Source organism: Microbacterium sp. sgz311019 (assembly GCF_056135325.1).
Genome location: NZ_JBWAXO010000003.1, coordinates 265,957 through 279,738, shown reverse-complemented (window position 1 = coordinate 279,738; position 13,782 = coordinate 265,957). Strand labels below are relative to the sequence as shown.

9 protein-coding genes and 1 riboswitch are annotated in these 13,782 nt (G+C 72.1%); of the genes, 3 read left to right on the top strand and 6 right to left on the bottom strand.

Annotated features, from left to right (window positions below; all coding sequences use genetic code 11):
• Positions 1–60 precede the first annotated feature (60 nt).
• From AC0NZN_RS06625 to AC0NZN_RS06615, 3 genes are all read right to left on the bottom strand, one after another.
• Positions 61–1,653, bottom strand: a complete 1,593-nt coding sequence (locus AC0NZN_RS06625) for a sigma-70 family RNA polymerase sigma factor (RefSeq protein WP_474591489.1) — start codon at positions 1,651–1,653, stop codon at positions 61–63.
• A gap of 359 nt (positions 1,654–2,012) precedes the next feature.
• The gene (gene nagA, locus AC0NZN_RS06620; protein ID WP_474591488.1) at positions 2,013–3,185 is read right to left on the bottom strand and encodes an N-acetylglucosamine-6-phosphate deacetylase; all 1,173 of its coding nucleotides are present in this window, start codon (positions 3,183–3,185) and stop codon (positions 2,013–2,015) included.
• Positions 3,186–3,187: 2 nt separating this feature from the next.
• Positions 3,188–4,822, bottom strand: coding sequence for a beta-N-acetylhexosaminidase (locus tag AC0NZN_RS06615; protein WP_474591487.1), 1,635 nt, complete (start codon positions 4,820–4,822; stop codon positions 3,188–3,190).
• Between the two features lie 55 nt (positions 4,823–4,877).
• Positions 4,878–4,960, top strand: a riboswitch (ZMP/ZTP riboswitch).
• Positions 4,961–4,993: 33 nt separating this feature from the next.
• On the opposite strand from AC0NZN_RS06615, the gene glyA reads away from it, so the two are divergent.
• Both glyA and AC0NZN_RS06605 read left to right on the top strand, forming a co-directional pair.
• Positions 4,994–6,268, top strand: coding sequence for a serine hydroxymethyltransferase (gene glyA, locus AC0NZN_RS06610; RefSeq protein ID WP_474591486.1), 1,275 nt, complete (start codon positions 4,994–4,996; stop codon positions 6,266–6,268).
• Positions 6,268–7,149, top strand: a complete 882-nt coding sequence (locus AC0NZN_RS06605) for a bifunctional methylenetetrahydrofolate dehydrogenase/methenyltetrahydrofolate cyclohydrolase (protein WP_474591485.1) — start codon at positions 6,268–6,270, stop codon at positions 7,147–7,149. Before glyA ends, AC0NZN_RS06605 begins: the two co-directional genes overlap by 1 nt.
• A gap of 19 nt (positions 7,150–7,168) precedes the next feature.
• On the opposite strand, the gene AC0NZN_RS06600 is transcribed toward AC0NZN_RS06605, so the two are convergent.
• The 3 genes from AC0NZN_RS06600 to AC0NZN_RS06590 all read right to left on the bottom strand — a co-directional run bounded on the left by AC0NZN_RS06600 (position 7,169) and on the right by AC0NZN_RS06590 (position 12,629).
• Positions 7,169–8,227 carry an RNA polymerase sigma factor gene (locus AC0NZN_RS06600; RefSeq protein ID WP_474591484.1) on the bottom strand — a complete coding sequence of 353 codons (1,059 nt, stop codon included), beginning with the start codon at positions 8,225–8,227 and terminating at the stop codon, positions 7,169–7,171.
• A 4-nt stretch (positions 8,228–8,231) separates the two neighbouring features.
• On the bottom strand, positions 8,232–8,618 hold the full coding sequence (locus tag AC0NZN_RS06595) for a YciI family protein (protein ID WP_474591483.1): 387 nt from the start codon (positions 8,616–8,618) through the stop codon (positions 8,232–8,234).
• A gap of 150 nt (positions 8,619–8,768) precedes the next feature.
• Positions 8,769–12,629 carry a S8 family peptidase gene (locus AC0NZN_RS06590; RefSeq protein ID WP_474591482.1) on the bottom strand — a complete coding sequence of 1,287 codons (3,861 nt, stop codon included), beginning with the start codon at positions 12,627–12,629 and terminating at the stop codon, positions 8,769–8,771.
• Between the two features lie 117 nt (positions 12,630–12,746).
• Between AC0NZN_RS06590 and AC0NZN_RS06585 the strand changes: the two genes are divergently transcribed.
• A complete protein-coding gene (locus AC0NZN_RS06585; RefSeq protein ID WP_474591481.1) occupies positions 12,747–13,715 on the top strand; it encodes a TrmB family transcriptional regulator in 969 nt (322 codons plus the stop codon).
• The last annotated feature ends 67 nt before the right edge of the window (positions 13,716–13,782 follow it).

Below are 13,782 nucleotides of genomic sequence, written 5' to 3'. Positions count from 1 at the left end.
GCTCCGGCGCGGTGGGCTCCCGGCCGGCAGGCTCCGGCGCGAGAGGCTCCGTGCGGCCGCTCAGGCCCCGCGCAGGAGATCGCCGATGGCGACCTGCAGCGTCGTCGCCCCCGGCACCAGGAAAGACACGGAGGCGTTCTGCACGACGTCTGCGACCTTGGGCGTGACGACGATCGTCGCGATGCCGTCCGCGCCGGCGACCCCGGTGCCGCGCACGAAGCCGCGGGCCATCGCGGTGACCGTCGCGCCGGGCGTCGTCCGGATCGTCGTGGTGAGGGTGACCGCGTTGCCGCTGTCGAGCGCGACCCGCACGCCGATCAGCGACGGGGCGACGGCGGTGGGAGGCGTCACCGGCGGTGTCGTCACCGGCGGTGTCGTGGGTGTGGTCGCCGGGGGAGCGGTGGGCGTCGCCGAGGGGGGCGGTGCCGCAGCGACCGGTGCAGATGCGACAGGCGCCGACGCGACGGGGGTCGTCGTCTTGGGCGTCGGTGCCACGGGCGCAGAGGGCGGGGCGACGACGACGGGCACGACGGGTGCGACCGGGGCGGTCGCCGTATCGGCGGGCGCCGTATCGTTCTCGGCCGATGCGGCAGGGGGAGCCGCGGCCCGAGCCTGATCCGCCGGAGCGGGATGAGGCTGGTTCGCCAGCACGAGGCCGAAGGCGACGGCGCCGGCGACCGCGACCCCCGCGGCGATGGATCCGACGGTCATGAACGACCATCCGGCTCGCGCCGTCGTGCCACCCGCCGAAGCGCCGGCGCCTGTTCCCGTCCCGGCATCCGCCAGCACCGCACCCGGGATGACGGCTGACGGCATCCCCGCCAGCGCGACGACCGACGCGCCGCCGCTCTGCAGTGACGCGAGGTAGGCCGTCGCTCCGCCGGCGCCGACGACGAGCGGGAGCACCACGAGCGCGAGCCGGCGCGAGACCTCCTTGGCCTCCGAGGCGACGATGGCGCAGCGCGCGCAATCTGCCAGGTGCGCCTCCACGCGGTTCCTCGCACGGATGCCGAGGTTGCCGCGGGCGTAGGTGCCGAGCTTCTCGATCGTGAACTGGCACTCCGAGCCGTCCTCGACGGACCTCAGGTGCGCCTGGATCCACGCCTCGCGCAGGCCCTCGCGTGCGCGCACGGCGAGCTGGGCCACGGCATTCGCGCTCATCCCGAGCAGTGCAGCCGCCTCGGCCGGCTTCAGCTGTTCGATCTCGGTGTACCAGAGCACCTCCTGCCATCGGGTGGGCAGGCTCCGGAACGCCTGGTTCGTGAGGCCCCGGTCGAGCGCCTCATCGGTCGCATGCGCGCTCGCCTCGGGATCCTCGACGGCGTCGAGCTCGTCGATCGCCGTCTCCCTGTTGGTGCGTCCCCATCCGGCGGCGGTGTTGCGGATGCTCGTGAAGAGGTAGGCGCGGAAGGCTCCGGTCGGCCCGCCGCCGCGCGTGATGGCCTGGAAGATGCGCGCGTACGCCTCCTGGACGAGGTCGTCGGCGTCGATGCTCGACGTGATGGCGCTCGCCGCGACGATGCCCGATCGGTAATGCCGGCGCCAGAGCTCGCCGTATGCGGAGGCGTCGCCGGAGCGTGAGCGCAGCACGAGATCGCCGTCGCTCATGTCGGTGAGCTCGGGCGCGGCGGGGCGGGCGTCCTCGGGTGACATGGTCCTCTGCGCGTCGCGCTGTTCGGGTGACGCGACCCCATCGATTCTGCCGTCGAAGGGATGCCGCAGCAAACCACGATGCCTGTATTCACGGGGGTTTGGGGGCCCGGCGAATTCTTTTTCAACTTTTTTCGAGAAGTCGCGTCATGGATCGCGAAGTTCCCCGTCTCATGGGGTGGAGACCGCACCCCGGAACGGGGGGATTCGTTTGGGGGCGGAGTGCGGAGCGGCGAGGTCACACGACACGTCCGCGGGGGCCCGGCCGGGCTCGGGGGGAGAACCGGCCGGCCCCGACTCCATCGCCGGGGACCCGGCAGAGAGCCCGGCGGATCCCCGGTTCGCGCACCCTGTACGGGCGCTCAGGCAGGGTCGCCGGCGACCCACACCGCCGTCACCCCGACCTCGGCGTCGAGCAGCACGGCGTCGGCGACGAATCCGGGATGCAGCGACCCGAGGTCGTGGCCGCGGCCGATGGCACGCGCGGGCACCCGCGTCGCGGCCTCGATGGCGTCGGCGAGCGGCACGCCGACCTCCTGCACCACGCGGCGAACGGCGGCATCCTGCGTGAGGGTCGATCCGGCGATCGACCCGCCGCCCTCGAGTCGGGCGACGCCGTCGACGACCTCGACCGTGAGCCCGCCGAGGACGTAGCGACCGTCGCCCGCGCCTGCTGCGGCCATCGCGTCGGTGATGAGCGCGATGCGCCCTCGCCCGTCCGCTGTCCGTCCGCCGGCGAAGGCGAGGCGCATGACGGCCGGGTGCACATGGATGCCGTCGGCGATGAGCTCGAGCGTGACCCGGTCGTCGGCGAGCGCCGCGGCGACCGGTCCGGGGGCCCGGTGATGGATGCCGTCCATCCCATTGAAGGCGTGCGTCAGGATCGTCGCGCCCGCGTCGAAGGCGCGCTGCGCGGTCTCGAAGTCCGCGCCGGTGTGGCCTACGGCGACCGCGACGCCCGCCTCCACGAATCGGCGCACCGCGTCGAGTCCGCCGTCGAGCTCGGGGGCGAGGGTCACCTGGCGGATGGTCCCGCGGCCCGCCTCGAGCAGCGTGTCGATGTCCGCAGCCGTCGGCGCGCGCAGCAGCGACTCGGTGTGTGCACCCTTGTGCGCGGGATCGAGGAACGGCCCCTCGAGATGGGAGCCGAGGATGGTGGCATCCGTCTCGGCGAGGTCGGCGACCATCGCGGCCCGCTCCGCCAGCGCGGGGATCGTCGCCGTGACGAGCGAGAGCACGGCGCGCGTGGTGCCGTGCGAGCGGTGGAGGGCTCGCGCCGCGGCCACCGCATCCGGTCCGTCGTCGAATGCGGCGCGCGCGCCCCCGTGCCCGTGGATGTCGACGAATCCCGGGGCGAGCAGTGCGCCCCGGCCGTCGACGGCGTCGTCGGGCCCGAGCGCGCGCCATCCGTCCCCGGACCCGGTCTCGACGACCAGCCCGGCGTCGAACGCCACCCAGCGATCGGCCCGGTCAGCCCGCCTCGCATCGTCGCGGCCGTCCTCCGCGAGACGGACGGAGTGGATGACGCGGTCCACCGTCACTTCGCGGCCCACTCGATCTCGGGCGAGACGAAGAAGTGGATGCCCTCGCGCGTCCACAGCGGGCCGAGCCGCCCGACCCGCGCGCGGAAGCCGTCCCACGTGCGTTCGCCGTGGCCCGCGGGCGCCGGCGACCATGCGATCTCTGCGGCCGAGGCCAGGCGGGGGAAGGCCATCTCGTCGATGTCTTCCGCGGTGCGCAGGGTCTCCGACCACAGCGGCGCCTCGACGCCGAGGATGTCGTGCTCGCCGATGCCGTCGACGATCTTCGTCGGCTCCCACGTGTACGACCGCTCGACACTGGTCGGGCCGTCGGCCCACGTGAGGCCCAGTGTCGTGGAGGCGTCGTACTTCATGTCGAGGTACGCGGCATCGGCCGGAGACATGATCACCTTCGCGCCGTTCTGCACGAAGGTGCGCGCCTTCGCGTCCGCGCCGTCGGAGGGCGTGGTGAAGCCCCAGTACTGCCCGACGGTCGTCGGCGCGAGTCCGCTCGACGAGCCCGCCTCGTGCCATGCGAGGGGGGTCTTGCCCGCGGCGGCGACGATCTTCGTCGCGCGCGCCATGAACGACTCGTAGTCGGCGGGCGCGATGCTGTGCGGCTCGTCTCCGCCGACGTGGATGTACGGCCCCGGGGTCATCTCGGCGAGCTCGCGCACGACGTCCTCGACGAATGCGTAGGTCTCCTCGTCGTGGATCTTCAGCGACGAGAAGCCCACGGCGTCGCCCGTGTACGGCTGCCCGGCGACGGGGATCTGCTGGTTGAACTTCTTCATCTCATCGGTGACGACCGGTGCTTCGGCGAGCTCCGGATAGGCGAGGCCGATGGCGTGGGTGTGGCCGGGCAGGTCGATCTCGGGAACGACCGTCATGTGCCGGGATGCGGCGTACGCCACGATGTCGGCGTAGTCGGCCTTCGTGTAGAAGCCGCCGGGGTCGCCGCTCATCGACGTCGTCGAGGCGAGCTCGGTGAGCGTCGGACGCGAGTCGATCCGGATGCGCCAGCCCTGGTCGTCGCTGAGGTGCAGGTGCAGGACGTTGAGCTTCAGCGACGAGGCGCCGTCGATGTAGTGCTTGACGACGTCGACGGGGAAGAAGTGTCGTGCCACGTCGAGCATGGCCCCGCGGTACGCGAACCGCGGGTGGTCGGAGATCTCGGTCGCCGCGGCCCGCCATGCTCCGTCGTGCTCGTGCAGCAGCTGCGTGAGCGTCTGCACGCCGTAGAAGAGGCCGGCCTCGTCGGCCCCCGTGATCGTGGCGCCGGCGGCGCTCACGTGCAGGGTGTACGACTCCTTCGCTCCACCCGGTGCGATGCGGAGCACGACATCGTGCGCGGACCCGCCGCCCGTCGTCGCCGTCAGCTGCAGTCCGGTGGCGGTGCCGAGCAGCTGGGCCGCGAGGCGGGCGGTGGTCTCGGCATCCGTCGTCTGCGCCCGGACCGACGAGGATGCGTCGAGCGTGAAGGGCGGGGCGGACGCATCCGCCTTCTGCGATGCCGGGAGGGGGACGACTGCGGTCACGGAGGTTCCTTCTTCGGAGGGCGTGCGGGATGCGGCGGCACCCGGTGTGCAGGCCGCCAGCGTCACCGCGGTCATGGCCAGCACGACGATACCGACCGCCGCGGCGCGCTTCATGTAAGGAAACCTAACAAATAGGCCCCGCGGCGGACAAGTGGCCTATCGACTATGCTCGGCTTGTCGCGACTGGCGTATGAGGTGGCCACCACCGGGGAGCGACTTCACGGCATTCGACCGCGCGCCTGGGCCGATGTGTTCTTTTACCGATCGCAGCCGTGAAGGGAAGCCATGACCGACCAATTCTTCAACGCCCCGCTCGCCGAGGTCGATCCCGAGATCGCCCAGGTGCTCGAGCGGGAGCTCGAGCGTCAGCGCGGCTACCTCGAGATGATCGCCTCCGAGAACTTCGTGCCCGTCTCGGTCCTGCAGTCGCAGGGCTCCGTGCTGACGAACAAGTACGCCGAGGGCTACCCGGGCCGCCGCTACTACGGCGGCTGCGAAGAGGTCGACGTCGCCGAGGAGCTCGCCATCCAGCGCGCCAAGGAGCTCTTCGGCGCCGCGTTCGCGAACGTCCAGCCCCACTCCGGTGCAACCGCCAACGCCGCGGTGCTGCACGCGATCGCCCGCCCCGGCGACACGCTGCTCGGTCTCTCGCTCGACCAGGGCGGCCACCTCACCCACGGCATGAAGATCAACTTCTCCGGCCGGCTGTACAACATCGTCGCCTACGGCGTGGACCCCGAGACCTCGGTCATCGACATGGACGAGGTGGCCCGCCTCGCCCGCGAGCACCAGCCGAAGGTCATCATCGCCGGCTGGTCGGCCTACCCGCGTCAGCTCGACTTCGCGCGGTTCCGTGAGATCGCCGACGAGGTCGGCGCCCTCCTGTGGGTGGACATGGCCCACTTCGCCGGGCTCGTCGCCGCAGGCCTGCACCCGAACCCCGTGCCGCACGCGCACGTGGTCTCGTCGACGGTGCACAAGACGATCGGCGGCCCCCGCTCGGGCTTCATCCTCACCAACGACGCCGACATCGCCAAGAAGATCAACTCGGCGGTCTTCCCGGGCCAGCAGGGCGGCCCGCTCATGCACGTCATCGCGGCCAAGGCGACGGCGTTCAAGCTGGCCGGCACGCCGGAATTCGCGGAGCGTCAGGAGCGTGTCCTGCGCGGCGCGCACATCATCGCCGAGCGCCTCGCGCAGCCCGACGTCGTCGAGGCCGGCATCGCCGTCCGCTCGGGCGGCACCGATGTGCACCTCGTGCTCGTCGACCTCCGCGACGCCGAGATCGACGGCAAGCAGGCCGAGGATCTTCTGCACGAGATCCACATCACCGTCAACCGCAACGCCGTGCCCAACGACCCGCGTCCGCCGATGGTCACGTCGGGTCTGCGGATCGGCACGCCGGCACTCGCGACCCGCGGGTTCGGGGATGCCGAGTTCACCGAGGTCGCCGACGTCATCGCGCTCGCGCTGCAGCCGGGGGCCGACGTCGAGGCCCTGCGCGCGCGTGTGGCCGCGCTGACCGCGGCCTTCCCGCTGTACCCGGGCCTGCAGCAGTAATGACGGCGCAGGTTCTGGACGGCCGTGCCGCGGCCGCGCGGATCTCGGCCGAGCTCACGGAGCGTGTGGCCGCACTCCGTGAGCGGGGCGTGGTTCCCGGCATCGCGACGGTGCTCGTCGGCGCCGATCCGGCATCGCAGCTGTACGTCGGCATGAAGCACCGGCAGTCCGTCGCGGTCGGGATGAACTCGATCCAGCGCGAGCTGCCGGCGGATGCGACGCAGGCCGAGATCGAGGCGCTGATCGACGAGCTGAACGCCGACCCGGCGTGCCACGGGTACATCGTGCAGCTGCCGCTGCCGAAGCACCTCGACACGGATGCGATCCTCGAGCGCATCGATCCCGCGAAGGATGCCGACGGCCTGCACCCCGTGAACCTCGGGCGGCTCGTCCTCAACGTCAACGGGCCGATCGACACGCCGCTGCCGTGCACGCCGCGGGGCGTGATCGAGCTGCTGCTGCGCAACGACTACGACCTGAAGGGCAAGCACGTGGTCGTCGTCGGCCGCGGGGTCACGATCGGACGCTCGATCGGGCTGCTGCTGACCCGTCGCGAGCTGAACGCGACCGTCACCCTGACGCACACGGGGACGGTGGATCTGCCGTTCTACCTGAGGCAGGCGGACGTCATCGTGGCCGCGGCCGGCGTGAAGCACCTGGTCCGCGCCGAGGACGTCAAACCCGGCGCCGCGGTGCTCGACGTCGGCGTCACGCGAGAGACCGATCCGGAGACGGGCAAGGCGCGCGTCTACGGAGACGTCGGGCCGGGAGTGGGCGACGTCGCGGGCTGGATCTCGCCGAACCCCGGCGGGGTCGGCCCGATGACGGTGGCGCTCCTCATGACGAACGTGGTCGAGGCGGCCGAGCGCACGCTCGCCTGATCGGCGGGGGTGGACCCCGTCAGTCCTGCGCCTCGACGGCGGCGAGCGCCTCGAGGGCTCCGCGCGTCGGTGCGACCTGGACGAGGCCGCGGTAGAGCGTGCGCAGCGCGGCGCGGTCGAGGACGCCCGTGCGGGCGCGATCGCAGTGCACGGACTGGATGGCCGCCTCGAGCTGGAAGCGGCCCGGCGGGCGGGCGCCCTGCGCGCGCGCAACGCCGTTCGCTCGATGGGCTCTGCGCAGGAGCGCCTCGCCCTCGGCGATGAGCTCCCGATCCCACAGCGCGGTGTCCTGCCGATCGAGGCGCGGCCAGGGATCGCCGACGCGCGCCGGCGCGCGCGACTGCGCGAGAGTCAGGAGCGCCGCCAGGCCCCAGGCCTCGGCATCCGTCTGCAGCAGGGTCGCGGTGAGCACGGCGAGCCAGCGCGCCTCGTCCGCGAGCGACGTGCGGACGTCCTGCTGGTCGAGCCAGTCCAGCGCGTACGCGCCGTAGATCGCCTCGAGGACGGCGGTCGTGCGAGCGGGCATGTCCGTGCGCGTGGGGAGGATGAAGGGGATGCCGGCATCCCGGATCTTGCGTTTCGCGCGCACGAGCCGCTGTGCCATCGCGGCGGGCTCGACGTCGAAGGCCGCCGCGATCCGCGCGGCGTCGAAGCCGAGCACCGCCTGCAGCATCAGGGGCGTCCGGATCGCGGGGTCGATCGCCGGGTGCGCGCACGCGAACATCAGCTCGAGGCGCCGATCGGGGATCGTGTCGCCCTGCTCGAGCAGCGCGGCCACGTTCACCCCGTCCGGGAGCGCAGCCGCCGCCTCGTCCAGCGGTGAGCTCGTGCGGCGCGCGGCGGAGCCGAGCACGTCGCGCAGTCGGTTGCGGGCCACGGTGAGCAGCCATCCTTCCGGATTGTCCGGTACCCCGGTACCGGGCCAGAGCTCCAGCGCGCGCTCGAGCGCGTCGCCGAGGCAGTCCTCCGCCAAGGCCAGGTCGCCCGTGCCGCCGGCCAGGAGGGCGACGAGCCGGCCATACGACGCGCGAACCGCGCGTTCTGCGGCGGCCGCCGCATCCACTCCGGCCGTCACCATGCGGTCAGTGGACGGGTGCGGCGCCCCGCCAGGCGCCGTCGGCGAAGCGCGTGGCCACAGGGCGGACCTCGACGCCGCCCCACGCCACCGCGGGCGCCTTCGACGCCCAGTCGATCGCCGCGTCGAGGTCGTCCACCTCGATCACGAACGAGCCGCCGAGCTGCTCCTTCGTGTCGGCGTAGGGACCGTCCTGCACGACGAGCTGGCCGTCGCGCAGCCGGACGGTGGTGGTGACGGCGGAGGGCTGGAGCACCTCGGCGCTGCGCAGCACGCCCGCGGCGTCGAGCGCCTTGGCGTACTCGTCGAACGCGCGCATGCCCTCGGCCAGGGCCTCGGGGCCGAGCTCGTCGCCCGTCATCTCGGCGTACTGCAGGAGAAGCGTGTATCGCATGATCCGTCCTTCCATGGGGATGCTGACGCGATGATGACGATCCAGGGAACCTCTGATCGACACGAGCTTCTCATGAAAGTGCGGGCCGGCCGAGGGGGGTCGGACCGGCCCGCTGCGACGGCGACTCTCCGGGGAGAGCCGCCGCCGCATTCAGCCGCGGGAGGCGGGGCCGGTCGCTGGGGTGACTTCGATGGCCCGCTCGATCTCCTGGCTGAAGCTGTTGCCCGCCGTGTCCGTCGCGGTCGTGCGGAGGTCGATCCATCCACCGGCGTCCGAGACGGGCAGGGCTGCGGAGTACGTGGCGACGTACGCGCGCCCTTCGGCGAAGATGTCGCTCGGCGGCTCACCCGGACCGGACGTGTCGCGTGACGTGAGGGTCAGGGGCACCGCGACCCATGCGCCGCCCGCGGCGCGCATCTCGATCGTCGTCGTCTTGATCGCGCCGCTGCCGGCGGCGCCGGCGAGGTGGCCGACCTCGAGGTGCAGCGGCAGGGCGGCGCCCTTCTTGCGGTTCGCGCCCGCGGCGCCGGCGGCATCGAGGTCGACGCCGTAATACGCCTGGATGAGCGGCTGCAGCACATTCGACCAGTCGTCGGAGGTGCCGGTGGAGGTGAAGTTCCACTCCGTCACCGTCTTAGTGGACGACGGCATCAGCGCACCGTTCTGCGTGGTGGTCACCACGGCGCGCACCTTGCTCGACCCGTCGGGCATGTCCCAGTAGTTCGTGTCGGGCCACGGCGACTGCTTCACGAGCACGCCGTCGACGTAGAGGTCGGTGTCGATCGTGCCCGACGGCACCGGTTCGGACATCTCGAGCACCCCCGTGTGCTGGACGTCGCCGCCGTCGCTCCAGGCGGGGATGTTCAGCAAGAGGCCCGACCCGGCGCGCGCCGGTGCCCAGTACCCCTGGCCGACATACGGACGGATGATGGGTCCGAAGAAGGCGGCGGTCGTCCGCTCGCCCGCCGTGTAGTGCCGCAGCACGTCACGGATCACCCAGCTCCCCTCGAGGGTCGCCGTGCTCTGCGACCACCCGACGGACGGATCGATCCAGTCGGTGCGGACCAGTCCCCGCGCCATCGGCATGGGCAGGCCGAAGCCGTACACGCCGGTCGGCTCGAAGTCCCACCGGAACTCGCTGATCTGATCGCCCTTCTTCCCGTAGAACGTCGTGTCGACGCGCGCGAGCTTGCCCGGCCGGTAGGCGAGGTCGTTCGGGACGCGGCCGTCGCTGTAGCGGACCAGATCCCAGACCTCGCTCGAGTACGGCTCGCCGGTGGCATCCACCGATCGTCGCGGGTGCTTCGCGAGATCGGCGAGCAGCGCCCGGCCCTGGACCCCGCTGATGCCGGCGACGGGGATGCCGACGGTCGTCAGATAGTCGTCGGCGCCGACCCACTCGCTGAACTCTCCGTCCGCGTCGTCCGCGATGACGAGGAGCCTGACCCCCGCGGCGGCGGCATTCGCCGCCTGCTGCATCGTCGACATGCTCGACGACCGGGTCACGACGGCCACCTGTCCGCCCGCGTGTGCGGCTTCCAGAGCAGCGGGGCTTCCGTCGCCGGCGGCGACGGCGGTCGACTGGAGGCGACCATCGAGCGGCGTAGAGCCGTTCTGCGGGATCACATCCAAGGCGGTGCCGCCGACGGTCAGATCGAGTCGGGCGTGTGACAGGCGCCAGCGCGTCGTGAAGTCGAAGTGCTTCGCGCCCGGCGCATCCATCGGCTGCGCCCACATCTCGTCGATCCACACCGGCTCGAGCGCGCCGTTCTTGAAGTCGTCGATCGAGACGTCCATGCGCCGGACGAGCTGCTCGAGCCCCTTCTTGCCGACGTCGACAGTGACCTGCTTGGCCTTGCGCGCGTCGAGCGCGACGGTCTTGTCGCTCGTGAGAGACACCGACGGGTCGCCCACGTAGACGTTGGCGAGCGTGTCGGGCGTGCGGTTCACGTCCATGAACGTGGTGACCGCATAACGGCCTGCGGGCAGCCGCAGGGTCGTCTTGCCCGAAACCTCCGGGAGGTAGTACTCGCCGGTGTCGAAGTCGTAGATGGTCGGGAAGACGTCCAGCGGCTCGCCGGCGAAGCCGGTCGCCGTCAGCGTGAGGTCGTAGTGCGCGGACTCGGTGACCAGGCCGAGGGCCGTGCGGGCGACGGGTGCGCCGCCGACGGAGGCGATCAGCATCCCGGAGTGCTGGGTGCCCGCCTTCACCGCGCCGGGGTCGGCGGTGATCGAGACGGAGCGCGTCTGGCCGGCGGGGATGTCGAGCGTCTTCGCGTCGAGCGCGAGCGCGGCGGAGTCGTCCGACCCCCCGGCGCCGGGCGTGCTGTCGAGGAAGGATGCCGAGAGGGCGACCGTCACCGGCTGCGCCGTGCGGTTCGTGTACTCGACCTTGCGCGTGACCGGCGTCGGGGTGGCGCCCCAGGAGACCATCCCGAAGTCGCCGGATCCAGAGGCGATGACGGGCGTGTCGACGGCGGTGGCGACATCCAGCGCACCCGTGCCCGCCTGGTAGGAGCTCAGCCCGACGTCCTTGGCGCTGCTCACGACCGCGGCGCGCAGCTGCGCCCCGGTGTACGCGGGATGCTGCTGCTTGACGATCGCCGCCGCACCGGCGACGTGCGGCGTCGCCATCGACGTGCCGCTCATCGTGGTGTAGAAACCTTCGCCGGCGGAGTCGGCCGACCGCGCGGCCGTGATGTTGTTGCCCGGCGCGGCGATGTCCGGCTTGAGCGCACCGGAGCCTGCGAGCGGGCCCATGTTCGAGAACCACGAGAGGGCGCCGCTCGGGTCGTCGACGGAGCCGACGGTGAGGGCGCCGGCGGCCGAACCGGGCGAGCCCATGCGCTCAGCCGCGCCGTCGTTGCCGGCGGCGACGACGAACAGGGTGCCGGTGGACGCCGAGATGTCGTTCAGGGCCTGGTCCATGAGGTCGGTGCCGTCGGAGGGAACGGAGGAGCTGAGGCTCATCGACACGATGGGGGCGTGTGCGGCGGCCCATTCCATGCCCGCGATCACCCACGAGTCCTGGCCGGAGCCGTCTGCGCCGAGGACTTTGCCGACGAGGAGGTCGGCGCCGTCCGCGACGCCGCGATGCGTGCCGCCGTCGGCTGCACCGGTGCCCGCGATCGTCGACGCCACGTGCGTGCCGTGTCCGTTCGGGTCGGACGCGACCTCCTCGCCGGGAACGAAGCTGGTCGACGTGCCGAGCACGCGACCAGCGAGATCAGGATGGGTGTCGTCGTAGCCCGTGTCGAGCACGGCCACGGTGACGCCCGTTCCGGTGAGTCCCTCGGCCCAGGCGTGCGGGGCGCCGATCCACGGCACGCTCGAGTCGAGCGTGGCCTTGACCTTGCCGTCGAGGTGGATCGCCGCGATGCCGCCGCTCAGGGTGGGCTTGGCGCTGAATGCCGAGGGGCCGGTCGTCAGGGCCGTCCACGTCGCCGCCGCGGCGGCATGGTCCGCCGTCGCCGCCGCGCCGTCGATGCTGTGGAGGGGCACGCCCACGTCGATGCCCGGCACGGCGGCGCCGGCTTCGAAGAGCTGCGGGCCCTTGTCGAGTTCGAGGATGACGGGGGTGGCCTTCACGTGCGCGTCGTCGTACCCGTCGGCGATGAGCCGGGTGACGTCGAACAGGTCGTGGTCGAGCACGCCGGCGGCGAGGTAGCGCTGGGCGACGTCGGGGATCACGAGCAGGTCGCCCTTGACGACGATCGTGCGGTACCCGGCACCCGGGGTCACGGTGTCGACGTCCACCGTCTGCTTGCCTCCTGCCAGCGTCTTCACGTGAACGCGATCGCCGGTGATCAGCGTGACCGTGTGATCGGCGGGCGCGCCCGCGGTCGCGGCGGAGTTCTTCGCCGGCGCCGGGGCGCTGCCGCCGGGTGCCTTCGCTGTCGCGGCCGTGGCGGGGGAGGACAGGCCGATGCCGCTGACGGCGATGGCGAGGGAGCAGACCAGCGCGGCGATGGCGCGCGGTCCGCGCGGGTGGGATCGGGATGCTGATGGCATGGGGATCGGGGGGCACCTCTCGTCGGGATGGTTCCACCGTCACACGGCGGTGGCATAAAGTACTGGCGGGGATATGCCCAGGCGGTTATCCGCCACTCGACCTATGGAAAGGCCGACATGCTGGAGGCCATCGGGCTGGGGGACGACCACACGGCGGTGTACCGCGGCGTGCTCGGCCTGCCGTCGGCGGATGTGGAGCAGATCGCCCAGACGGCATCCCTCTCGGTGCGGCAGGCGCGTCGCATCCTGGACGAGCTCGAGGAGCTCGGGCTCATCGCGCGCCAGGCGTCCTCACCGGGACGGCTCGTCGCCTCGCCGCCCGCGGTCGCCCTGCTGCCGATCCTGCGCGAGCGGGAGCGCCGCCTCGCCGCCTCGCACGAGGCGCTCGTCCAGCTCAGCGATCTGTACCGGCAGGGCGCGGCGCAGCGCGAGGTCCCGGACGTCGTCGATGTGGTGCTCGGGCCTGAGGCCGTGGTCCAGCGCCTCGCGCAGCTTCAGGCGTCCGCCGAAGAGCAGGTGTGCGTGTTCGTCCTGGAGGACGTCGCACTCGTGTCGGGTCCTGACAACGTCGAGGAGGACCTCGCACTCGCGCGCGGCGTCCGCTACCGCGTGGTCGCGGAGCGCGCCGTGCTGGAGCGCCCTGGTTTCGTGGAGACGGTCCGCGAGCTGGAGCCGTTGGGCGAGGAAGTGCGGATCGTGCCGGAGCTGCCCACGCGGCTCTTCATCGCCGACCAGGCGATGGCGCTGCTGCCCATGTATTCGCGGGGCGAGCGCAGGATCTCCGGCGGACTGCTGGTGCACCCGAGCGGGCTCCTGGACCTCGTCATCGACACGTTCGAGCGGACCTGGCGGTCGGCGCCGGTGCTCGCCGCATCCACCGGTGCCGTCGTCGACCGGACGATCACGCCGCTCGACAGCGAGCTGCTGGCGCTCCTGCTGCTGGGGCTCACGGATGCGGCCGCCGGCGCGCAGCTGGGGGTCTCGCTGCGCACGGTGCAGCGGCGGGTGGCCGAGCTCATGGACGAGGTCGGAGTCACCACGCGCATCCAGCTGGGCGCCGAAGCGGTCAGGCGCGGCTGGGCCTGAGCCGGAGCGCGCGCGTGGCGCTGCTCGGCGGTGAGGCCCCCTGCGGTCCCGCCCGCCTCAGGCACGG